20 protein-coding genes are annotated in these 21,094 nt (G+C 70.7%); 10 read left to right on the top strand and 10 right to left on the bottom strand.

Features of this window, described 5'->3' with window-relative positions; genetic code table 11:
* Positions 1 to 36: 36 nt before the first annotated feature.
* Complete coding sequence (locus KBX34_RS14180) at positions 37 to 651, bottom strand: DUF1349 domain-containing protein (protein WP_210795200.1); 615 nt, start codon at positions 649 to 651, stop codon at positions 37 to 39.
* A gap of 80 nt (positions 652 to 731) precedes the next feature.
* Here KBX34_RS14180 and KBX34_RS14175 point away from each other — a divergent pair, with 80 nt between their 5' ends.
* Positions 732 to 2,384: an alpha-amylase family protein gene (locus KBX34_RS14175; protein WP_210925330.1), complete on the top strand. Its 1,653-nt coding sequence runs from the start codon at positions 732 to 734 to the stop codon at positions 2,382 to 2,384.
* Positions 2,385 to 2,427: 43 nt separating this feature from the next.
* The gene (gene fabG, locus KBX34_RS14170) at positions 2,428 to 3,186 is read left to right on the top strand and encodes a 3-oxoacyl-ACP reductase FabG (RefSeq protein ID WP_210925329.1); all 759 of its coding nucleotides are present in this window, start codon (positions 2,428 to 2,430) and stop codon (positions 3,184 to 3,186) included.
* Between the two features lie 54 nt (positions 3,187 to 3,240).
* On the opposite strand, the gene KBX34_RS14165 is transcribed toward fabG, so the two are convergent.
* Positions 3,241 to 3,657, bottom strand: coding sequence for a hypothetical protein (locus KBX34_RS14165; RefSeq protein ID WP_210925328.1), 417 nt, complete (start codon positions 3,655 to 3,657; stop codon positions 3,241 to 3,243).
* Positions 3,650 to 4,042, bottom strand: a complete 393-nt coding sequence (locus KBX34_RS14160; protein WP_141910966.1) for a hypothetical protein — start codon at positions 4,040 to 4,042, stop codon at positions 3,650 to 3,652. Before KBX34_RS14160 ends, KBX34_RS14165 begins: the two co-directional genes overlap by 8 nt.
* Positions 4,043 to 4,640: 598 nt before the next feature.
* Here KBX34_RS14160 and KBX34_RS14155 point away from each other — a divergent pair.
* Positions 4,641 to 5,543 (top strand): Gfo/Idh/MocA family protein, encoded by a 903-nt coding sequence (locus tag KBX34_RS14155; protein WP_210925327.1) that lies wholly within the window; start codon positions 4,641 to 4,643, stop codon positions 5,541 to 5,543.
* Between the two features lie 28 nt (positions 5,544 to 5,571).
* On the opposite strand, the gene KBX34_RS14150 is transcribed toward KBX34_RS14155, so the two are convergent.
* Positions 5,572 to 5,763, bottom strand: a complete 192-nt coding sequence (locus tag KBX34_RS14150) for a DUF2795 domain-containing protein (RefSeq protein ID WP_088949951.1) — start codon at positions 5,761 to 5,763, stop codon at positions 5,572 to 5,574.
* 128 nt (positions 5,764 to 5,891) lie between these two features.
* Between KBX34_RS14150 and KBX34_RS14145 the strand changes: the two genes are divergently transcribed.
* Positions 5,892 to 7,148 carry an erythromycin esterase family protein gene (locus tag KBX34_RS14145; protein ID WP_210925326.1) on the top strand — a complete coding sequence of 419 codons (1,257 nt, stop codon included), beginning with the start codon at positions 5,892 to 5,894 and terminating at the stop codon, positions 7,146 to 7,148.
* Between the two features lie 100 nt (positions 7,149 to 7,248).
* Here the strand turns inward: KBX34_RS14145 and KBX34_RS14140 are convergent, their stop codons facing one another.
* The 3 genes from KBX34_RS14140 to KBX34_RS14130 all read right to left on the bottom strand — a co-directional run bounded on the left by KBX34_RS14140 (position 7,249) and on the right by KBX34_RS14130 (position 10,524).
* Positions 7,249 to 9,450 (bottom strand): MMPL family transporter, encoded by a 2,202-nt coding sequence (locus KBX34_RS14140; RefSeq protein ID WP_210925325.1) that lies wholly within the window; start codon positions 9,448 to 9,450, stop codon positions 7,249 to 7,251.
* Positions 9,450 to 10,037: a TetR/AcrR family transcriptional regulator gene (locus KBX34_RS14135; RefSeq protein WP_088949949.1), complete on the bottom strand. Its 588-nt coding sequence runs from the start codon at positions 10,035 to 10,037 to the stop codon at positions 9,450 to 9,452. The genes KBX34_RS14140 and KBX34_RS14135 overlap by 1 nt, the downstream gene beginning before the upstream one ends.
* Positions 10,038 to 10,137: 100 nt before the next feature.
* On the bottom strand, positions 10,138 to 10,524 hold the full coding sequence (locus KBX34_RS14130; RefSeq protein WP_088951986.1) for a helix-turn-helix domain-containing protein: 387 nt from the start codon (positions 10,522 to 10,524) through the stop codon (positions 10,138 to 10,140).
* Positions 10,525 to 10,647: 123 nt separating this feature from the next.
* Between KBX34_RS14130 and KBX34_RS14125 the strand changes: the two genes are divergently transcribed.
* Positions 10,648 to 12,132, top strand: coding sequence for an MFS transporter (locus tag KBX34_RS14125; RefSeq protein WP_210925324.1), 1,485 nt, complete (start codon positions 10,648 to 10,650; stop codon positions 12,130 to 12,132).
* A gap of 166 nt (positions 12,133 to 12,298) precedes the next feature.
* On the opposite strand, the gene KBX34_RS14120 is transcribed toward KBX34_RS14125, so the two are convergent.
* Entirely contained in the window at positions 12,299 to 13,237 is a 939-nt protein-coding gene (locus KBX34_RS14120; RefSeq protein ID WP_247668386.1) for a GNAT family N-acetyltransferase, read from the bottom strand.
* 144 nt (positions 13,238 to 13,381) lie between these two features.
* Between KBX34_RS14120 and KBX34_RS14115 the strand changes: the two genes are divergently transcribed.
* The 4 genes from KBX34_RS14115 (at position 13,382) to KBX34_RS14100 (ending at position 17,688) form a co-directional block, all read left to right on the top strand.
* The gene (locus KBX34_RS14115) at positions 13,382 to 14,341 is read left to right on the top strand and encodes a DNA polymerase domain-containing protein (RefSeq protein ID WP_210925323.1); all 960 of its coding nucleotides are present in this window, start codon (positions 13,382 to 13,384) and stop codon (positions 14,339 to 14,341) included.
* A 71-nt stretch (positions 14,342 to 14,412) separates the two neighbouring features.
* Positions 14,413 to 14,862, top strand: a complete 450-nt coding sequence (locus tag KBX34_RS14110) for a helix-turn-helix transcriptional regulator (protein WP_307871394.1) — start codon at positions 14,413 to 14,415, stop codon at positions 14,860 to 14,862.
* 5 nt (positions 14,863 to 14,867) lie between these two features.
* On the top strand, positions 14,868 to 15,278 hold the full coding sequence (locus tag KBX34_RS14105; protein WP_088951985.1) for a VOC family protein: 411 nt from the start codon (positions 14,868 to 14,870) through the stop codon (positions 15,276 to 15,278).
* A gap of 28 nt (positions 15,279 to 15,306) precedes the next feature.
* Positions 15,307 to 17,688: an excinuclease ABC subunit UvrA gene (locus KBX34_RS14100; RefSeq protein WP_210925321.1), complete on the top strand. Its 2,382-nt coding sequence runs from the start codon at positions 15,307 to 15,309 to the stop codon at positions 17,686 to 17,688.
* Positions 17,689 to 17,696: 8 nt separating this feature from the next.
* Here KBX34_RS14100 and KBX34_RS14095 read toward each other — a convergent pair whose 3' ends face one another.
* Entirely contained in the window at positions 17,697 to 18,323 is a 627-nt protein-coding gene (locus KBX34_RS14095; protein WP_210925319.1) for a TetR/AcrR family transcriptional regulator, read from the bottom strand.
* A 123-nt stretch (positions 18,324 to 18,446) separates the two neighbouring features.
* On the opposite strand from KBX34_RS14095, the gene KBX34_RS14090 reads away from it, so the two are divergent.
* Positions 18,447 to 20,582 carry an ABC transporter permease gene (locus KBX34_RS14090; RefSeq protein WP_210925317.1) on the top strand — a complete coding sequence of 712 codons (2,136 nt, stop codon included), beginning with the start codon at positions 18,447 to 18,449 and terminating at the stop codon, positions 20,580 to 20,582.
* Between the two features lie 57 nt (positions 20,583 to 20,639).
* Here KBX34_RS14090 and KBX34_RS14085 read toward each other — a convergent pair whose 3' ends face one another.
* Positions 20,640 to 21,065, bottom strand: coding sequence for a VOC family protein (locus KBX34_RS14085; RefSeq protein WP_210925314.1), 426 nt, complete (start codon positions 21,063 to 21,065; stop codon positions 20,640 to 20,642).
* Between the last annotated feature and the right edge of the window lie 29 nt (positions 21,066 to 21,094).

The following is a 21,094-nucleotide window of genomic DNA, read 5'->3' as shown; positions in this document are numbered from 1 at the left end:
GGGTCATACCCAGCAGGGCCCCCGCTACACCTGCGCTCAGTGCTCCGGGTGCAGCGCGGTGTCCGCCGGCCCCTGCCGCCACCCGGTGAACACCACGGTCAGGCCGGCGCGGGACGGCGCGCAGCAGAACGGCCCGGCCAGCGCCTCGGCCGCTGGGTCCAGCGGGGTGAGCCGGACCAGTCGCCACGGCTCCTCGTCGACCCGGGCGCGTACGGTCAGCGCGTCGCCGGCCCGACTGGCCCGCACAGTCACCTCACGGCCCGCCCACTGCGGCACCGGCGCCACCGACCAGTCGGAGAACTCCCGGGTCACCACCGCGCCGAGCTGCGACTCGCCGTCGCTCATCTCGACACCGGCCTTGGTCCACGTCCGTTCGTCGACGCGGACGAGCACACCGGCCTGGTCGAACTGCGCCGAGAAGTCGAGCCGGAAGCTCACCTCCATGGCCGCGCCGACGGGCAGCGGTGCCAGCAGGGCCGGGCCGTCGTCGTGGACGAAGCCGTAGCTGGTCCGCCGCCAGAAGTCGCTCTCCGCGGCCGGCTCGACGACCAGCTCACCGGCCGGGCCCTCCTCGACGCGTACCGGCGGGTGCAGCCAGCTGCCCCGGGACCAGTCCATCGGTTCGCTCGGCGGTACGAGGTCGATCTCCATGACCGGCACGGTAGCCCACCACGAGGTGCGGCCCGCCGGGCTGGTTTGCCGCGGTGATCGAACGGAGATGTTCCTCCGGCATGGGTGACCGTTGGTATTCCGAAGCCGTCGTCTACTGCCTCGACATCGACACGTACGCCGACTCCAACGGCGACGGCGTCGGTGACATTCGTGGGCTGATCGGGAGGCTGGACTACCTGGCCCGTCTCGGGGTGACCTGCCTGTGGCTGCACCCGATCCACCCGTCGCCCAACCGTGACGACGGCTACGACGTCACCGACTTCTACAACGTCGACCCGCGCTTCGGCACGCTGGGCGACTTCGCCGAGCTGCTGCACCAGGCACAGAACCGCGGCATCCGCGTGATCATCGACCTGGTGGTGAACCACACCTCCGACGAGCACCCGTGGTTCCAGTCCGCCCGCTCCTCGCCGGACTCGCCGTACCGGGACTGGTTCGTCTGGTCCGACACCGAGCCGGACGACCGGCACCAGGGCATGGTCTTCCCCGGCGAGCAGAAGGAGACCTGGAGCTACGACCGCACCGCCAAGGCCTGGTTCTACCACCGGTTCTACAAGTTCCAGCCGGACCTCAACTTCGCCAACCCGGAGGTCCGGGCCGAGGTCAAAAAGATCATGTCGTTCTGGCTCCAGCTCGGCGTCTCCGGCTTCCGGATGGACGCGGTGCCGTTCATCATCGAGCTGACCGAGCCGGGCAACCCGAACTCGCCGAAGGACTTCGAGTTCCTCACCGAGATGCGCCAGCACGTGCAGTGGCGCCGCGGCGACGCCGTCCTGCTGGCCGAGGCGAACGTCGAGCCCGACGAGCTGCCGACGTTCTTCGGCGACGGCAGCGGCTCCGGCAACCGGATCCACATGCTCTTCGACTTCATGCTCAACGGTCGTCTCATGCTCGCCCTGGCCCGGCAGGACCCGGAGCCGCTGATCGACGCGTTGCACGACACCCCGAAGCTGCCGGTCGGCGGGCAGTGGGCCACCTTCCTGCGTAACCACGACGAGATCGACCTGTCCCGGCTGACCACCGAACAACGCAACCAGGTGTACGAGCAGTTCGGCCCGGACGAGAACATGCGCATCTACGACCGGGGCATCCGTCGCCGGCTCGCCCCGATGCTCGGCAACGACCGTCGTCGCCTCGAACTGGCGTACGCGCTCCAGTTCTCCATGCGCGGCACGCCGGTGCTGCGCTACGGCGAGGAGATCGGGATGGGCGAGGACCTGTCGCTGCCCGGCCGGGAGGCGATCCGTACCCCAATGCAGTGGTCGTTCCAGCCGAACGCCGGCTTCTCCACGGCGGACCCGGAGAAGCTGGTCCGCCCGGTGATCGACAAGGGTGAGTTCGGCTACCAGAACATCAACGTCACCGCCCAGCGGAGCGACGCCAAGTCGCTGCTCGCCTGGTTCGAGCGCATGATCCGTACGCTGCGGGAGGCTCCGGAGATCGGCTCCGGCTCCACCACCCATATCGACGTGGCGATGCCGGCCGGAGTGCTCGCGCACCGGGCGGACGGGCCGACCGGGACCATGGTCTTCGTGCACAACCTCGGCACCGACGACATCGAGGTGGACCTGAGCAGCCTGGAGCCGGAGGCCGACCTCCCGATCGACGTGCTCACCGACCGCGGTTACGGGGAGCTGGGCAAGCTCGGCGCGGTGAAGGTCTCCGGGTACGGATACCGGTGGATTCGCCTATGCCGAGGGTCGGCCTGTTGACGTTAAGCTCCTCCGATCGACCGCACGTTACTGGGAGGTAATCATGTCGGAGGAGCCCCGCGTCGCCATCGTCACCGGAGCCGCACGCGGTATCGGTGCGGCCACCGCCCGGCGGCTGGCCGCCGACGGGATGGCCGTCGCCGTGATCGACATCGAGGAGTCGGCCACCAAGAAGACGGTGGACGCCATCGCCGCCGACGGCGGCCGGGCGCTCGGTGTGGGCGCCGACGTCTCCGACCGTGATCAGGTTGAGGCGGCGGTGGCCCGTGTCGCCGCCGAGCTGGGCGCGCCCACCGTCCTGGTCAACAACGCTGGCGTGCTGCGCGACAACCTGCTGTTCAAGATGACCAACGCCGACTGGGACACGGTGATGGGCGTGCACCTGCGCGGTGCGTTCCTGTTCAGCCAGGCCGCGCAGAAGCACATGGTGGACCGCAAGTGGGGGCGGATCGTCAACCTCTCCAGCACCTCCGCGCTGGGCAACCGAGGTCAGGCGAACTACGCCGCCGCCAAGGCCGGCCTCCAGGGCTTCACCAAGACGCTCGCCATCGAGCTGGGGCCGTTCGGTGTGACCGTCAACGCGGTCGCCCCCGGCTTCATCGTCACCGACATGACCGCTGCCACCGCCGCCCGCATGAAGGTCGACTTCGAGGACTTCCAGAAGCACGCCGCGGCCGAGATCCCGGTCCGTCGGCCGGGGCGGCCGGAGGACGTCGCGCACACCATCTCGTTCCTGGCGAGCGAGGGTGCCGGTTTCGTCTCCGGCCAGGTCATCTACGTCGCCGGCGGCCCACGGGACTGACAGGTTCTCCCGACGAGGGCGTTCCTTCGCGCAGGGGACGCCCTCGTCGCCGGGTCAGGCGGGGTCGCGGCGGGTGCGCCAGAGCCAGATCAGGCCGAGCACCGGCAGCACCAGCGGGATGTAGCCGTACCCGCTGCCGAACTGCGACCAGACCGTCTCGTCCGGGAAGAGATCCTTGTCGGCCAGGCTGAGGATGCCGACCGCGACCACCCCGACCAGTTCCACCGAGCAGCATGCCAGCGCGACCCGTCGCCCGGTGTGCCCGGCACGGGCGAGCCCCACCGCGGCCACGATGTAGATGAGCGCGGCCAGCGCGGACAGCAGGTACGCCACCGGCGCCTCGTCGAACTTGGTGGCGATCTGGAGGCCGGCTCGACTGGTCGCCGCGATCGCGAAGAGCAGGTAGACCGCGATCAGCAGCCGACCAGGCCCGGTGTTCGTGCGACGCCGGACCGGTTGTGTCTCAACCACCGAGCACCTCCCAGGTCTGCTGCAACCGGACCACCACCACCGGGGTCACCAGGCAGACCGCGCACACGATCGCCGAGCCCCATCGGGTCGGCTCCATCCGGGCCAGCACCCACGCCAGCGGCGGCAGGCAGACCAGCGTGACCAGGTAACCGAAGAAGGCGCCGGGCTCGCCGGGCCGATCCCCGCCGCCGACCGCGACGAGCGCCAGCACGCCCAAGACGAGCAACGCCACTTCGAGTACGGCCAGACCGACGAACTGCGCCCGGTCCGGCGGCCGTTGGCGAACCGCCCCCACCAGCGCCCACGCCGCGACGAGCAGCGACAGCACGATCGACACGGTCGCGACGATCCCGTCCACCGGTGAGTCGGCGCTCACGCTGGTCACCGGACCCGCCCGGTCGTTGCCTCGGTCACCGGCACAGCCTACTAACCGTCGTAGTAACGGGATGACCCTGCCTCGCCCTCGCCCTCGCCGCCGCCGCCGACCGCGGGCGGACGGCAGGGTGTCCGCCGCTCGCTGTAGAGCTGCCCCGTGAGTGGGGCGCGGCGGGGTCGGCTGTCGTGGTCGGGGGTCACCCCCGCGCGTGGGGTGCGGCGGGAGACTCAATGATCGACTCGGCTTTCTGTAAAGCGGGGTGTCGCGAGCCTCCGGATGCCCCGGAATCAAGAAATGCGAGTCGAGCACGCGTCCGGCGGCCCGTCCCGACGTCCCGCCCGGGCTCAAGCTCAGGCCCAGGCCCAGGCCCAGGCCCAAGCCCAAGCCCAAGCCCAAGCTCCGCCCCACGGGTGGGGCAGCTCGACAGGCGTCGACCGGGTCCCGGCGTCGACCGGGTCCCGGCCACGCCCGGACCCCGGCCACGCTCAGTGGCACAGCATGTGAGCTGCTCCGGTTGGTCGACCCGCCGCCAATGCCCCTGGTGGGGCGACTAGCGTGAATCGCGTCCGTGGCGTTGTCGCGGGGTGGGGAAACAGCGGAGGTACACGTGCTGCGGTTCGGTTTGTTCGGCACCGGTCACTGGGCGATCGAGACGCACGGGAAGGCGTTGCACGCACACCCGGACGCGGAGTTGGTCGGAGTGTGGGGGCGTAACCCGGAGCGGGCCTCCGCGCTGGCCGAGCGGTACGGGGTGCCGGCCTACGCCGACGTCGACGCCCTGATCGAGCAGTGCGAGGCGGTCGCCGTCGCGCTGCCGCCGGACGTCCAGGCCGATATCGCGGTCCGGGCCGCCTCCGCCGGACGGCACCTACTGCTGGACAAGCCGCTGGCGCTCAGCGTGGCCGACGCCGACCGGGTGGTCGCCGCCGCCGAGGAGTCCGGGGTCGCCTCGATCGTCTTCTTCACCCAGCGGTTCCAGCCGAACGTGACGGCGTTCCTCGCCGCCACCGCTGCCGCCGGGGGGTGGCAGCACGGCCAGACCACCGCCTTCGCCTCGATCTTCCAGGACGGCAGCCCGTACGGCGGCTCGTTGTGGCGCCGGGAGCACGGCGCGCTCTGGGACATCGCCCCGCACGCGCTCTCCATCCTCCTGCCCGTGCTGGGTCGGGTGACCCAGGTGGCGGCGATGGACGGGCCGAGCGGCATGGTGCACCTGCTGCTCACCCACGAGGGCGGTGCCACCAGCAGCGCCTCGCTCTCCCTGGATGCCCCGACCGAGTCGATGGCCCGGGAGTTCGTGTTCTACGGCGAGAACGGCATCGAGAACGTCCCGTTCGGCGAGAACGATGCCGCCACCGCGTTCGGCGTCGCGATCGACCAGCTGGTCGAGCAGGTGCGGGCCGGCACCCGCGACCACCGTTGCGACGTCCGCTTCGGCCGTGACGTCGTCGGCATCCTCGCCGCCGCCGAAACCGCCCGCGCCGAATCGCGCACCGTCGCCCTCGCGTAACCCGAGGGTCGAGGCGCCGGAGGACAGCTCAGGAGAGGGTGGTCAGCGCGGCGCTCAGCTCGTCCGGTGAGTCGAACTGATCCGCCGGCAACGCCTGCAACATCTGCAACATCGCCGTGCTGGCCCCGTTCTCCTGGCCCCAGCGGACCAGATCCTCCCGGGAGACCGGGTAGTCGAGCCCGGCCAGGTACTCCTGCAACTGAACGCCGGTGACGGTCATGTCGGCCGGCTACCCGCTCGCGGTGGCCGTACACCGCCTCGGTCGGCACCCCCGGCGGCCCGGCGGCCGGCGTGTCGGGCCGCGGCGCGCCCACGGTTTGCCGCAGCGGCGGCCGGGTAGCCGCTGGCATGCTGGTTCAGCGGCTCGGCGCGCCGAGCGACTTCGACCCGTTGCTGGAGCGCGTTCGCGACGCCCGGGTGGTGATGATCGGAGAGTCCACCCACGGCAGTTACGACTACTACCGGTTGCGTGAGCAGCTCACCCGCCGGTTGATCGCGGAGTGCGGGTTCTCCTTCGTGGCCGTGGAGGGTGACTGGCCGGACTGTGACCGGGTGCACCGCTCGGTGACGGCCTCGCCGGGTGGCGCACTCGAACCGCAGTTCGCCCTGGAGCAGTTCGAGCGGTGGCCGACCTGGATGTGGGCCAACGCCGAGGTGGCCCGGTTCGCCAGTTGGCTGCGGGCCTGGAACGTGGAGCGGCCGGAGGATCAACGGGCCGGGTTCCACGGGCTCGACGTGTACAGCCTCTGGGAGTCGATGCAGGCGATCTTCGACTACCTGGGGGAGGAGGACCCGACGTCGCTGGAGGCGGCGCAGGACGCCTACCGCTGCTTCGAGCCGTACGGCAAGAGGGTCGAGGAGTACGGCGCGGCCAGCAGGTTCGTCTCCGCCCGTTGCGAGGAGGAGGTGGTCCGGCTGCTCGCCCGCACCCGCGAACACGCCCTCTCCGACGGTCCGGATCGCTTCTCGGCCTGGCAGAACGCGGAGGTGGTGGCCGGCGCGGAGCGGTACTACCGCGCGATGGTGGCCGGCGGGCCGGACTCGTGGAACATCCGCGACACCCACATGCAGGACACTCTGGACCGGCTGCTGGAACGGTACGGGCCGGACGCCCGGGGGATCGTCTGGGCCCACAACACGCACGTCGGGGATGCCCGGGCCACCGACATGGCCGCCGACGGGATGGTCAACATCGGTCAGTTGGCCCGGGAACGGCACGGCGACGACGCGGTGGCCCTGATCGGCTTCGGTAGCTACCGGGGCACGGTGATCGCCGCTCCCCGCTGGGGCTCGCCCGCCGAGGCGATGGTGGTGCCTCCGGCGCGGGAAGGGTCGGTCGAGCGGCGGTTGCACGAGCTGATGCCGGAGCGGGCGGTCCTGATCTTCGGCGGCGACGACCAGCCGGGCTGGGTCACCGAGACCGTCGACCACCGGGCGATCGGGGTCGTCTACGACCCGTCCTTCGAGTCCTGGGGCAACTACGTGCCGACGCGGCTCGGCGACCGGTACGACGCCTTCATCTGGTGTGACGAGACGACGGCCCTGCACCCGCTGCCGGTCCCGGCCGCCCCCGGCGAGATGGAAACGTACCCGGCCGGGGTCTGACCCGACCCCGGTCGTGCCGATCATGGAGTTGTGGTGCCCGACCAACGCCCCGGACCGGGGCACGGCGGACACCACAACTCCATGATCGACCAGGTGGGGCTCAGACCCGAGTGGGGGTCCGGTCCTCCAGGTGCTCGCGCAGGCCCTCGCCCTCGATGTCCACGTTGGGCAGGGCGCGGTTGAGCCAGCGGGGGAGCCACCAGGCACGGTCGCCGAGCAGGGACATCACCGCCGGCACGATGGTCATCCGGACCACGAACGCGTCGATGGCCACGCCGATGGCGAGCGCGAAGCCCATCGACTTGATGATCGGGTCTTCGAGGAAAACGAAGCCGCCGAAGACGGACATCATGATCAGCGCGGCGGCGGTGACCACCCGGGCACCATGGCCCATTCCGCTGATCGTGGCCTCACGCGCGGTGTCGCCGTGCACGAAGTCCTCCCGCATCCGGGAGACCAGGAACACCTCGTAGTCCATGGCCAGCCCGAACAGGATGCCGATCAGCAGGATGGGCAGGAAGCTGACCAGCGGGGCCGGGGTGTCCAGGCCGACCAGGTTGGCGAGGTGGCCCTGCTGGAAGATCGCCACCGTGATGCCGAACGTGGCGGCCACGGTGAGCAGGAAGCCCAGCGCCGCCTTGAGCGGCACCAGCAGTGAGCGGAACACCAGCATCAGCAGCAGCACCGAGAGCCCGACGACCAGCAGCAGGTAGATCGGCAGCGCGTCGGAGAGCTTCTCCGAGACGTCGATCCCGACCGCGGTGGCGCCGGTGAGCAGCACCTCGACGCCCTGGACCCCGCCGACCGCGTCGCGGACGTTGTGCACCAGGGTCTCGGTGGCCTCGTCGGTCGGGCCGGTCTTCGGCACCACCCCGAGCAGCGCGGTCCGCCCGTCCGGGCTCAGCTGCGGCGGTGCCACCGCGAGGACGTTCTCGGTGCGCTGGATCATCGCGGTCACCTGCGGCACTGCGGCCGCGGTCGCCTGCGCGTCGTCGCCCGCCACGACCACCGCGAGTCGGCCGGTGAAGCCCGGACCGAAGCCCTCGGTGGTCAGGTCGCTCGCCACCCGGGCCGGTGAGCCCACCGTCGCCGTGCTGGCGTCCGGCAGGGCCAGCCGCATGTCCGGCGTGGGCAGCGCGAGCAGGCCCAGGCCGAGCAGCGAGACCAGGATGACCGGCACCCGGAAGCGGATGACGAACCGCGCCCAGCGGAAGCCGAACCCGGAGCGGTCCTCGGCCGGCACCGTCTCTTCGCCCACCGGCTCACCAGGCGCGGCGGCGTCGACCGTGGAACGCAGGCGGCGCGGCAGCACCCGGTTGCCGGCGAAGCCGAGCAGTGCGGGCTGGAGGGTGATCGCCACGAGCACGGCGATGGTGACAGTGCCGGCGGCGGCGAGACCCATCACGGTAAGGAACGGAATGTTCACCACGGCCAGGCCGGCGAGGGCGATGACCACCGTGGCACCCGCGAAGACCACGGCGGAACCGGCGGTGCCCACCGCGCGGCCGACCGCCTCCTCCGGTGACAGGCCTTCGAGCAGGTTCTGTCGGTGCCGGGAGGTGATGAACAACGAGTAGTCGATACCGACGGCGAGGCCGAGCATCAGCGCCAGGATCGGCGCGGTGCTGGTCAACTCGATGACGCCGCTCAGCGCGAACAGACCGGCCATGCCGACGCCGACGCCGATCAGCGCGTTGAGCATGGTCATTCCAGCGGCGACCAGTGAACCGAACGTGATGATCAGGACGATCGCGGCGACCAGTACGCCGAGCGCCTCGGTGGAGCCGATCTCCGGCTCACCACCCAGCACCTCGCCGCCCGGGGCGACCTGCCAACCCTTCGCCTCGACGGCGGCGCCGACCTCCTCGTACGCGGTGCGCTGCTCGTCGGTCACCTCGTCGCCGCCGGTGGCGAACTGGACCTGGACCAGCGCGTACCGGCCGTTGGGCGAGACCGCGCCGACCTGGAACGGGTTGACCGCGCCGACCACGCCGGGCAGTGTCGAGGCCTCCTGGACCAGCTCCTGCACCACGGCCTGACCCTCGGGGGTGGCCAGTTGACCGTCGGCCGGCGCTTTGACCGCGATGGTGCCGGTGGCGCCGCTGGCTGCGGGGAACTGCTCGCTGAGCAGGTCGAGCGCGCGCTGGCTCTCGGTGCCGGGCATGGTGAAGTTGCTCGCCGTCGGGCCGCGCAGGGTCGCCGCGGCCAGGCCGGCGACGACGAGTACGACGAGCCAGAGCGCGACGACTAGCCGTCGCCGGCGCAACGCGCCCCGGCCGAGCCGGTAGAGCAGGGTGGCCATCAGGAGTCCTTGTCCTCGGTCGTGGGTTGTTGGGGCAGGGCTGCGTCGACGGGTTCGACGGCCCGCCGGACGAGGGTGAGCAGGGCGGAGCGCAGGTCGTCGTCGGGAATGTCGACGAACTCGGCGCACGCCTCGGGGATGCCGGCCAGCAGCACCAGTGCCGTCACCCGGGCTACCGGCCGGTCCGAGTGGCCGGCCAACGCGTCCCGAAGGCGTTCCGAGATCTGCTGGATATGTGCGAAGGCCGGCTGGCAGAGCAGTTCTGCGAACTCGCCGCGGAGCAGCGCGATCTCACCCCGGAACCGGACCGCGAGGTCGACGAAGCCGACGGCGGCGGCCTGCTGGGCGACCGCTCCGGTCAGCCCGGTGAGCTGGTCGTCGAGGTCTCGCAGCACCGCGATCGCCGGGGCCATCAGCTCGGCGAGCAGGGCTTCCTTGCTGGCGAAGTGGTAGAGCACGGTCGCCTTGGAACAGCCGACCTCGCGGGCGATGTCCTGGAGCGAGGTGCCCCGGTAACCGGTCACCGCGAACTGCCGCGCCGCCGCGGCGAGGATCTCGCCGTGCGTCTCGGACACTGCTCTGGCCATCACTGGTCCACCTCCGCAGACCAGCATGCCTGACCGATCGGTCAGACCCTGACCGATCGGTCAGATTGGCGTGGTGGCGTTCCCCACACCGGTGCGCGGTTTAGCCGGCGTGCTCGGCGTCGTACCTGGTCCGCGCCTCGGCGATGGCCCGGCGGTGCCGCTCGGCCCAGCTCGTGAGTGCCACCAGCGACTCGTAGAGCTCCAAGGCCATCGGGGTCGCCGTGTACTCGACCTTGGGCGGGACGGTCGGGTAGACCGTGCGGTGCAGCAGGCCGTCCCGTTCCAGGTTGCGCAGCGTCAGCGTGAGCATCCGCCGACTGATCCCCTCGACGTTCCGCTCCAGCTCGGTGAAGCGCACCGGGCCGTGTGAGGCGGACACCAGGATGCTGATGCTCCATTTGCCGCCGACCCGGTCGAGCACCTCGCGGACGGTGCAGGCCCGGGCCTGACCCGGGGTGAACGGCACGTTCTCGGCCGCGCAGGTCAACTCGGCCTTCACCTGCGCGGACACATCGCTGTTCCTCTGGGACACAACAGTGCCTCCTTCCGCTCCGGCTCATGGTCACAGACGATGACCTCGGTAACAAACCGTGCACCAAGGAGGGGTTCCATGGACCGTGTCGTCGCGTCCCGCTGGCCAGCGCTGCTGGTGCTCTGCGCCGGCAGCCTGATGATCATCCTGGACGGCAGCGTGGTCGCTGTGGCACTGCCCGCCGTACAACGCGACCTGGGCTTCACCGCCGCCGGCCTGGCGTGGGTGGTCAACGCCTACCTGGTCGCGTTCGGCGGGCTGCTGCTGCTCGCCGGCCGTCTCGGCGACCTGCTCGGCCGACGGCGGGTCTTCCTGGCCGGCATCACACTGTTCACAGTGGCCTCGCTGGCCTGCGCGGTCGCCACCGGGCCGGCGCTGCTGGTCGCCGCGCGCTTCGGGCAGGGCGTCGGCGGCGCGCTCGCCATGGCGGTCAGTCTCGGCATGATCGTCCGGCTCTACCCCGAGGCGGCCGAGCGGGCGCGTGCGATCGCCGTGTTCAGCTTCACCGGAGCGGCCGGCGCGTCGATCGGCACGGTCGCCGGTGGGGTGCTCACCGAGGCTGCCGGCTGGCGGTCGATCTTCCTGGTCAACCTGCCGATCGGGGCGGTCATCCTGCTCGCCGCCGTCCGCCGGCTCCCCGCCGAACGGGGCATCGGCCTGCGGTCCGGCCTGGACGTGCCCGGCGCGCTGCTCGCCACCGCAGGCCTCATGGTCGCCGTGCTGGGCATCGTGGGCACCGCCGAGCACCGCTGGACCAGCCCACGCACCCTCGGTACGGCGGTGCTCGCGGTGCTGCTGCTCGGCGGGTTCGCCGTACGTCAGCGGGTGGCCGCCGTCCCGCTGCTGCCGGCCCGGGTGCTGCGCGTACCGGGCCTGGTCGCGGCGAACACCGTGCAGTTCCTCATGGTCGCCGCGTACTTCGGCTTCCAGTTCCTGCTCGCCGTGGAGCTGCAACTGGTGCTCGGGCTGGACGCGTCGGCCACCGGCTGGGCGTTCCTGCCCACCCCGGTGGTGATCGCGGTGGTGTCGCTCGGCTTCGCCGGTCGGCTGATCGCCCGTTGGGGTGCCCGGAGCGTGCTCCTGGCCGGGCTGGGCCTGGCGACCGTCGGGTTCCTGCTGCTCGCCCGGCTGCCCGCTGACGGTGGTTACGCCGTGGGCGTACTCCCCGCCATGCTCGTCTTCGGGGTGGCCGGCGGCCTGACGCTGCCGGCGGTCACCACCCTCGCGATGGCCGGCGCGACCGACACGGACGCCGGGCTCGCCTCCGGCCTCGCCAACACCACCCAGCAGGTCGGCGGCGCGGTCGGCCTGGCCGTGCTGGCCACCCTGGCCGCCGCTCGCAGCGACGCTCTGCGGGCTTCCGGCTGGGCCGAGACGGCAGCGCTCGCCGGCGGCTACCGGACCGCGTTCGCCGTGGCCGCCGCCCTGGTGGTCACCGCGTCACTTGTCGCCGTGACGGCACTGCCCCGACGCCCAGTCCACCCCGGGCCGGACACTGACCCGTCGGGGCCGGCCACGGTGGGCGCCGAAACCGATCCGTACCCGAGCGCCGCGTCCGGTTGACCGACGGCGCCGCCGCGAGTTGAACACGTCCAGCAACGCCTCGGCTGCCGCCTGGGACGACCCAGGCAGGGGGACGACACCGGCGGCGTCATCCCTTGTCCTGCCGCTGACGGGGCTAATGACGAATTGCGGCTCGTGGTGGTGGAACGCCGTTCCCGTCGGCACGTCATGCGGCCCCCGAAGCCTCCAGAACCATACGGATCTCCGTCACCTCGTAGTTGGCGCGGTCGAAGGCGGCGGCCATCGGGATGTTCGTAGTGTCCGTGGTCGCGGTGATGCGCTCGGCGCGTTCGGTTGCGTGGAAGCGGGTGATCTCGGCGAGGATCTCGTCGATCAGTCCCTTGCCGCGCTGCTCGGGTACGACACCGAGATACCCGACGTTGCGGTTGTACGGGGTCGCTGACGGGACGGCCAGGCCGGCGAGAGTGCCGTCGGGCAGCTCCGCAAGCCTCCACCAGGAGCGCTCACCCGGGCAGTCGAGGTAGAACTTCATGTCCTCCTCGGCCAGCTGCCTGGCGCTCTTTCTGCGCAGCTCGTCACGGGTGGCCTCGTCGAGGCTGTCGCCCGACACCCGCACGAAGGCCTCCAGGAACTCCTCGTCGCTGCCCTCGCGGAACGTCAGCCGACCGCCGGCCCCGGGCAGTCCCGCCGCCGGAGTCCACTCGTAGCGCAGGCGCTGAATCTCCCGGCTCAGCCCTGTGCGCAGGCCCGCCTCGCGACGCCAGGCCACTGCCTCGCTCAGTTCCGGTCGGCTGCTCCAGTCCGTTGGGAGGGAGAGGTTGTACAGCGGCCGCGCGCCGAAGGCGGCATGCGCGGCGTCAAGGAGCCTGGTGGCGACGGCGACCGGATCGGCAACGGTGGAACGGACCTGGAGGCAATCGAGCGCTATGGGGCGCTCGCTGTCGGCACGACCCCACCAGAGTGCACGGGCAAGGATGTACCCGTTCTCGTCCTCGGCAAGCCAGACCCATTCCGGGCGGAACTGGTTGGCACCGAGCTCCTCGCGGATCTTCTCAGCGGTCAGGGCGGTGATCGGACCGTCGGCCGGGTACGCGGCGGCACGGTCCAGGGCGGTGGAGTCAGCAGTAGCGGGAAAGAATTTCATCGGGCACATGATCACAAATCGAAATGGCAGAGCAAGGCATTTCTTGCTGGCTGCCCACCGACGGCGCCTACCTCCTCGACGTGTTCCCGGAACCGATCGGCACGTCCGGTTGACCGACGGCACTCAGGCCGGGAGGGTGGTCGGGTGAGCGAGGCTGACGAGACCCGGGACGGCGTGGCCCTGACCAACCTGGACCAGCCGTTGTCCGACCGCGACGACGCGACAAAGCGCGACCTGGTCGACTACCTCGACGCGGTCCACGACCCGATCCTCGCGCAACTGCGGGGCCGTCCGCTGTCGGTGATCAAGGTCCGCCCTGGCCAGCCACCGTTCATGCAGAAGAACCTTCCCCGCTACACGCCGGACTGGGTCCGCCGGGTGCCGGTCTGGGCGGAGGCGTCGCACCGGGAGATCTCGTACGCCCTCTGCGACGACCGCCGTACCCTGCTCTGGTTCGCCAACCAGCGGGCGGTGGAGTACCACCCGACGCTGGCCACCGCGGCGGACCCGCACCGCCCGACCCACCTGGTGCTCGACCTGGACCCGCCGGAGGGCGACGGGTTCCGCGCGGCGGTCGCCGCCGCCCTGCTGGTCCGCCAGGCGCTCGCCGACTCCGGCCTCGCCGGCGCCGTCAAGACCAGCGGGGCCAAGGGCGTGCACGTGTTCGTCCCGGTGGCCGACGAACCCACGGCGGAGGAGTTGGCCGCCGCCACCCGGGCGCTCGCCGTCCGCGCCGAGCGGCTCGACCCGGCGCTGGCGACCACGGCGTACATCAAGGAGGACCGGGGTGGCCGGGTCTTCGTGGACGCCACCCGCGCGGGCGGGGCCACCGTGGCCGCCGCGTACAGCCCTCGACTGCGCCCCGGGATGCCGGTCTCCTTCCCTGTCGACTGGGCCGACCTGACCGAGGTGACCCCCGCCGACTTCACCATCCGGACGGTGCCGTCGCTGGTCGCCGACGGCGATCCCTGGGCCGCGCTGATGCCGGCCCCGCAGCCGCTCCCCGCCGACCTCGTCGCCGAGGGGCGGACCATCCCGGTGGCCCGGGTGCAGGCCATGCACGAGGGGAAGCGCCGGGCCCGTGCCCGCCGCGAGGCCGGCTGACCAGGCTCGCCGGCCCTCGCTCGCGCCCGGCGACCGGCTGAATGTCGGTGGGTTGTGGCACGATTTTCCAGGTGAGCAGCAAACCCGACGCGACCCAGCGACTGGGCGACCTGGCGCGGCTGCGCCGGGTCCGCGACCGGATCGACCGGGAGTATGCGTCTCCGCTGGACGTCGAGGCGCTCGCCCGTGGCGCGCACATGTCGGCGGGGCACCTCAGCCGCGAGTTCCGGCTCGCCTATGGCGAGTCCCCCTACAGCTACCTCATGACACGACGGATCGAGCGGGCCATGGCGCTGCTGCGTCGTGGCGACCTGAGCGTCACCGATGTCTGTTTCGCGGTGGGCTGTTCGTCGCTGGGCACCTTCAGCACCCGTTTCACCGAGCTGGTCGGCGTGCCGCCCAGCGTCTACCGCCGTCAGGCGGCGCAGGCGACGGCGGGGATGCCGTCGTGCGTGGCGAAGCAGGTGACCAGACCGATCAGGAATCGAGAAGCGCGGGTCGCGGAGCCGCAACTAGCGTGACGGCCATGGACATCACCATTCACTCGAGCTTCCTTCCGCACACCGATCCGGACGCCTCCCTGGCCTTCTACCGGGACATCCTCGGCTTCGAGGTCCGCCTCGACGTCGGTTACGAGGGGATGCGCTGGATCACGGTCGGGCCGGTCGGCCAGCCCAGCACAGCCATCGTCCTGCACCCTCCGACCGCCAATCCGGGCATCACCGACGCCGAGCGGCAGACCATCCTTGAGCTGATGGCCAAGGGCAGCTACTTCGGTGTCAACCTCGCCACCACCGATCTGGACGCCACGTTCGCGAAGCTGGAGGCCAGCGACGCCGAGGTCGTCCAGGAGCCGACCGAGCAGCCGTACGGCGTACGCGACTGCGCCTTCCGGGACCCCGCCGGCAATATGATCCGCATCCAGGAAGTGCGCTGAGTCGTTCCGCCCGACAGATGGAGACACGATGAGCACGGCCACCCAGCCGTCCGCGCCGCACGTTGCCGACAGCCACGACCTGATCCGGGTGCAGGGCGCGCGCGTCAACAACCTCAGGGACGTCAGCGTCGAGATCCCCAAGCGGCGGCTGACGGTGTTCACGGGTGTCTCCGGCTCCGGCAAGAGTTCGCTGGTGTTCGGCACCATCGCCGCCGAGTCGCAGCGGATGATCAACGAGACGTACAGCGCGTTCGTGCAGGGTTTCATGCCGACGTTGGCGCGGCCCGAGGTCGACCTGCTGGACGGCCTGACCACGGCGATCATCGTGGACCAGGAGCGGATGGGCGCCAACTCCCGGTCCACCGTCGGCACCGCCACCGACGCCAACGCGATGCTGCGCATCCTGTTCAGTCGGCTCGGGCAACCGCAGATCGGCTCGCCCAACGCATACTCCTTCAATGTCCCCTCGGTGAAGGCAACCGGTGCGATCACCGTCGACCGTGGCGCTGGCAGGACGAAGACCGAGAAGGCGACCTTCACCCGTCTCGGCGGCATGTGTCCGCGGTGCGAGGGCATGGGCGCGGTCACCGACATCGACCTGTCGGCGCTGTACGACGACAGCCTCTCGCTCAACGAGGGCGCGATCACGATCCCGGGTTACAGCATGGAGGGCTGGTACGGCCGGATCTTCCGTGGCTGCGGCTACTTCGACCCGGACAAGCCGATCGGCAAATTCACCAAGCGGGAGCAGCACGACCTGCTCCACCGGGAGCCGACCAAGATCAAAATCGACGGCATCAACCTGACGTACGCGGGCCTGATCCCGTCGATCCAGAAGTCCTTCCTCTCCAAGGACATCGACGCGTTGCAGCCGCACATCCGCGCCTTCGTGGAGCGGGCGGTGACCTTCACGACCTGTCCCGACTGCGCCGGCACCCGGCTCAGCAAGGAGGCCCTGTCGTCGAAGATCAAGGGAAAGAACATCGCCGACGCCTGCGCGATGCAGATCAGTGACCTGGCCGCCTGGGTGCGCGGGATCAAGGAGCCGTCGGTGACGCCGTTGCTGGCGGGGCTGCAACACCTCCTCGACTCGTTCGAGGAGATCGGCCTGGGTTACCTGTCCCTCGACCGGCCGTCGGGCACCCTCTCCGGTGGCGAGGCGCAGCGCACCAAGATGATCCGCCACCTGGGCTCCTCGCTCACCGACGTCACCTACGTCTTCGACGAGCCGACGATCGGGCTGCACCCGCACGACATCCAGCGGATGAACGAGCTGCTGCTCCAACTGCGCGACAAGGGCAACACCGTGCTGGTCGTGGAGCACAAGCCGGAGGCCATCGCCATCGCCGACCACGTCGTCGATCTCGGTCCCGGCGCAGGCACGGACGGCGGGACCGTCTGCTACGAGGGCACCCTGGAGGGTCTGCGCGCCAGCGGCACCATCACCGGTCGCCACCTGGACGACCGGGCGACGCTCAAGGAGACGGTCCGCACGCCCACCGGCAAGCTGGAGATCCGTGGCGCGTCGGCCAACAACCTGCGCGACGTCGACGTCGACGTGCCGCTCGGCGTGCTCGTCGTCGTCACCGGCGTCGCCGGCTCCGGCAAGAGCTCCCTGGTGCACGCGTCGATTCCCGCCGGAGCGGGCGTGGTGTCGATCGACCAGGGCGCGATCCGGGGCTCACGGCGGAGCAACCCGGCCACGTACACCGGGCTGTTGGACCCGATCCGTAAGGCGTTCGCGAAGGCCAACGGTGTGAAGCCGGCGCTGTTCAGCGCCAACTCCGAGGGTGCCTGCCCGAGTTGCAACGGTGCCGGTGTCATCTACACGGACCTGGGGATGATGGCCGGCGTCGCCGCTCCCTGCGAGGACTGCGAGGGCAAGCGGTTCCAGGCGTCGGTGCTGGAATACCGTTTCGGCGGTCGTGACATCAGCGAGGTGCTGGCGATGTCGGTGACCGAGGCCGAGAAGTTCTTCGGCGCCGGCGAGGCGCGTACGCCCGCCGCGCACGCCATCCTCGACCGGCTCGCCGAGGTCGGGCTCGGCTACCTCAGCCTGGGGCAGCCGCTCACGACCCTGTCCGGCGGCGAGCGGCAGCGGCTCAAGCTGGCCACCCACATGGCCGAGAAGGGCGGCGTCTACGTCCTCGACGAGCCGACCACCGGCCTGCACCTGGCCGACGTCGAGCAGTTGCTCGGCCTGCTCGACCGCCTCGTCGACTCCGGCAAGTCGGTGATCGTCATCGAGCACCACCAGGCGGTCATGGCGCACGCCGACTGGATCATCGACCTCGGTCCCGGCGCCGGTCACGACGGAGGCCGGATCGTCTTCGAGGGCACCCCGACCGACCTCGTGGCTGGTCGCTCCACCCTCACCGGCGAGCACCTGGCGGCGTACGTCAGCAGGTGAGCCGGCGATCAGCTGTCGGCTCGGCGTGGCCGGCTGATGGGGGCGCTGAGCATTCCGGTGATGGCGTCGACGAGGAAGTCGCCGACCTCGGGCCATCGCGGGTCTTCGCCGTCGCGTTCGGCGCGTGCCTCGACCTCGGCCGTCGTGGTGCTGACGATTCGGGTGATCAGGAGCGCCCGGCCGGCGACCACCTCCGGGTCGAGGTGCCGTAGCCGCGCGGCCAGTGACTCGCGCAGCTCCAGTGCCTGTGGCGTGGTGTCCTGGGCTTCCCGCACGATCGGCTGGGTGGCGGGGTTGTGCAGCATGTGTTCCAGGAACCGGGCCCGCCAGCTCGGGCGCGGTAGCTGGTCGAGGGCGCGCATGCTCGGCTCCACGAGACCGCGGATGTCGCCGAGGACGGAGTCCTCGGGTGGGGGCATCCCGGCGCGTTGTTCCGTCACGTCGTGCACGTGGCGGGCCATGAGTGCCTTCAGCAGGCCCTCGCGCCCGCCGAAGTAGTAGCGCACCGCCGAGTGGTTGGTGTTGCCAGCCGCCTCGGCCACCCTGCGGTCGGAGACCTCGGCGACTCCCGCCTCGGCGAACAGCCGCTCCGCCGCGTCCAGCAGCGCGGTGCGGGCCGCCTCGGAGCGCCTCATGACGGCCCCCTCGTGTTTCTCGCCCGGATGTGACTCAGGTCAACCTAGCCGGATTCCCGGTCCCGGCATCCGCCGCCTACAGTTTGTAAGTCAACTGGCGTACAAACATGAGCTGGAGCGTGCATGGATACCGAAGCCGTGATCGAGGCTGCCGACGTCGTGGACGGCCGCCCGCCCGGCGCGGACCGCAAGGAACAGATCATCCGAATGGTCGCACTGTTCGTGATGCCGTTCCTCATGGTCACCATGATGTTCGCGACCTACATGTCGACCATGCACTCACCGCACCCCCGGGACATGCCGGTCGCGGTCGTCGGCAGCGGCGCCACGGCGCAGGCCGTCGTCGACGGGCTCAACGCCGCTGACAGCACCGAGGCCACCCTGGTGGCCACCCGCGACGACGCGGTCGACCTGCTGCACGACCAGGAAGCCACCGGCGCGCTCGTCCTGCCCACCGCGGGCGGCGCCAACGCCACCATCCTCACCGCCTCGGCGGCCGGAGCCTCACAGAACGCCACCGTCCAGCAGTTGCTCGCGCCGGTGGCCCTCCAGAACAGCTGGCAGACCACCACCGAGGACGTCGCACCGCTACCCGCCGGTGACTCGGCCGGCATCGCGGTCCTGTTCGCCGCGATGGGCATGATGCTGGCCGGATACGTGCCACTGAGCATCATGGTGATGGGCGTCCCCCACCTGCTGCGGCTGCGACGGTTCCTGCCCGTGCTGGCCGGTTGGTCCGCGTTCACCAGCTCGATCATCTGGCTCATCCTCGGGCCCATCGTGGGTGCTGTCGAGGGCCACTACCTCACCTTCCTCGGCGTCGGCATGCTCGCCACCGCGGCCGTCGGCCTGGCCCAGCTGCTGCTCTCCAAGGTGGTCGGGCCCCTCGCGGTGCTGCCCGGCATGCTGCTCTGGGTCGTGTTCGGCATGCCCGCGTCGAACCTGGCCCTGTCCGTGCACAACATGCCCGGGTTCTTCCAGTTCCTGCATGGCGTGCTGCCGCTCCCGGCGGCCGGTGAGGCACTGCGCTCGGTCCTGTACTTCGACGGCAACGGTCTGGGCACCCACCTGATCGTCCTGGCCGTGTGGATCGTGGCCGCCCTCGCGCTCTGCCTGCTCAAGGAGCGCAGCGCGAGCGGGAAGATGATCCCCGGCGTCCCCCCGATCACCGACCCCGACTCGAAGGCCCCCGCTCTGGCCGGCGGGCCGCCGCGCTCCAAGCGATTCCGGTACGTGGCCGCGGCCGGCTTCCCGCTGGCCATCCTCGTGGTCGTCGTGGGCGCCATGGGGTTCTCCATGCACAAACCGCAACCGCACGACATCCCGGTCGTCGTGGTCGCCGCCGCCCCGGGGCAGGCTCAGCAGACCGCTGCCGGTCTCAACGCACAGCTCGACGGCATCCTCGACGTCACCGTCGCCGGCACCGTGGATGAGGCCACCGAGCAGATCCGCTCCCGCGACGTGGTCGCCGCCTTCGTCCTGCCGTCGGCGCCGGACACCCCGGCGACGCTCTACTCGGCGTCCGCCGCGAACGCCAGCCAGCAGTCCGCGATCCGCGCGATCTTCCAGCCGATCACCGCGGCCCAGGGCCTCCCGCTCACGCTCACCGACGTGCAACCCCTGAGCGAGACCGACACCGGCGGCAGCAACAGCATGTACGTCGGCATGTCCTGGATCATGGCCGGCTTCCTGTTCCTGGCCGTCCTGCGCGGCGGCGCGCCGCACGTACGCCGCCTGCGCCAGTTCCTGCCGCTGCTGGGCGGCTGGGCGATCGGCATGTCCGTCTGGCTGTGGTTCCTCTTCGACGTCCTCATCGGCGCGATCAGCGGCAACGCCCTGGAGACGATCGCCTACGGCACCCTGACCATATTCTCGGTCTCCCTGGCCACCGGAGTGCTCACCCGCACCGTCGGCCTGGCGGGAATCATCCCGATGATGGTGGTGCTCATGATGGCCGGCGTACCCGCCTCCGGCGGTGGCATGTCGGTGTACCTGGTCCCCGAGGTGTTCCGACCTCTCCAGGACGTGCTGCCGCTGCCCGCGGCGGTCGACATCGCCCGATCGCTGCGGTACTTCGACGGCGTCGGCGTCGGACAGAACCTGTTGGTCATCGCCATCTGGGGCGCTGTCGGGCTCGTCGGAAACCTCGTGATCGACCGGTGGCTCAAACGCCGCGAGCGCCGCTCGGACGCCGGAGGCCCGGACGCGGGTACGACACCCGAGGCGCACCTGAGGTTGGTGCCGGCCGAGGCGCACTGAGCGGCACCGAAGCCCACCGCCGATCCCTCGGGATCGGCGGTGGGCTGCTCCTTCTGGTCAGGCGGCGTCGTATTCGACGGCGACGTCGAGCACCCAGGTGACTCCGAACGGGTCGGTGAGCATGCCGTAGAGGGGAGCCCAGCCGGCGGGCGCGAGGTCGACCAGGACGGTCGAGCCCTCGCTCAGCTTCTTCCAGTAGCCGGTGATCTCGTCGGCGTCGCTGCCCCGGACCGAGACGAAGAACGGGCTATCGCCCTGGCTCCACGGCCGCGCCGACGGCACGTCGTACGCCATGATCTGGAAGCCCTCGGCGGACGTGACCTGACCCCACATGACCTGGTCGGCCTCGTCCGGGTTCTGCACGTTCCGGGCGTCGGCGTAGGTCACCGCGACGAGGTCCCCGCCGAAGACGGCCCGGTAGAAATCGAGGGCGGCCCGCGCGTTGCCCCGAAGGTTGATGTGCGCGACGGTGTTGATGCTCATTGCTGCTCCTCGTGTGACATGGCCCGTGC

Origin of the sequence: Micromonospora sp. M61 (genome assembly GCF_018070245.1) — a bacterium.
GTDB classification, from domain to species: domain Bacteria; phylum Actinomycetota; class Actinomycetes; order Mycobacteriales; family Micromonosporaceae; genus Micromonospora; species Micromonospora zamorensis.
The sequence above is the reverse complement of the archived record's forward strand: the minus strand, read 5'-3'. Positions and strand labels throughout refer to the sequence as shown.

Coding starts and splice junctions, on each gene's coding strand:
- KBX34_RS14180 (WP_210795200.1), bottom strand. CDS start 651: ATGGAGATCGACCTCGTACCGCCGAGCGAACCGATGGACTGGTCCCGG.
- KBX34_RS14175 (WP_210925330.1), top strand. CDS start 732: ATGGGTGACCGTTGGTATTCCGAAGCCGTCGTCTACTGCCTCGACATC.
- fabG (WP_210925329.1), top strand. CDS start 2,428: ATGTCGGAGGAGCCCCGCGTCGCCATCGTCACCGGAGCCGCACGCGGT.
- KBX34_RS14150 (WP_088949951.1), bottom strand. CDS start 5,763: ATGACCGTCACCGGCGTTCAGTTGCAGGAGTACCTGGCCGGGCTCGAC.
- KBX34_RS14145 (WP_210925326.1), top strand. CDS start 5,892: ATGCTGGTTCAGCGGCTCGGCGCGCCGAGCGACTTCGACCCGTTGCTG.
- KBX34_RS14140 (WP_210925325.1), bottom strand. CDS start 9,450: ATGGCCACCCTGCTCTACCGGCTCGGCCGGGGCGCGTTGCGCCGGCGA.
- KBX34_RS14135 (WP_088949949.1), bottom strand. CDS start 10,037: ATGGCCAGAGCAGTGTCCGAGACGCACGGCGAGATCCTCGCCGCGGCG.
- KBX34_RS14125 (WP_210925324.1), top strand. CDS start 10,648: ATGGACCGTGTCGTCGCGTCCCGCTGGCCAGCGCTGCTGGTGCTCTGC.
- KBX34_RS14120 (WP_247668386.1), bottom strand. CDS start 13,237: ATGAAATTCTTTCCCGCTACTGCTGACTCCACCGCCCTGGACCGTGCC.
- KBX34_RS14105 (WP_088951985.1), top strand. CDS start 14,868: ATGGACATCACCATTCACTCGAGCTTCCTTCCGCACACCGATCCGGAC.
- KBX34_RS14100 (WP_210925321.1), top strand. CDS start 15,307: ATGAGCACGGCCACCCAGCCGTCCGCGCCGCACGTTGCCGACAGCCAC.
- KBX34_RS14095 (WP_210925319.1), bottom strand. CDS start 18,323: ATGAGGCGCTCCGAGGCGGCCCGCACCGCGCTGCTGGACGCGGCGGAG.
- KBX34_RS14090 (WP_210925317.1), top strand. CDS start 18,447: ATGGATACCGAAGCCGTGATCGAGGCTGCCGACGTCGTGGACGGCCGC.
- KBX34_RS14085 (WP_210925314.1), bottom strand. CDS start 21,065: ATGAGCATCAACACCGTCGCGCACATCAACCTTCGGGGCAACGCGCGG.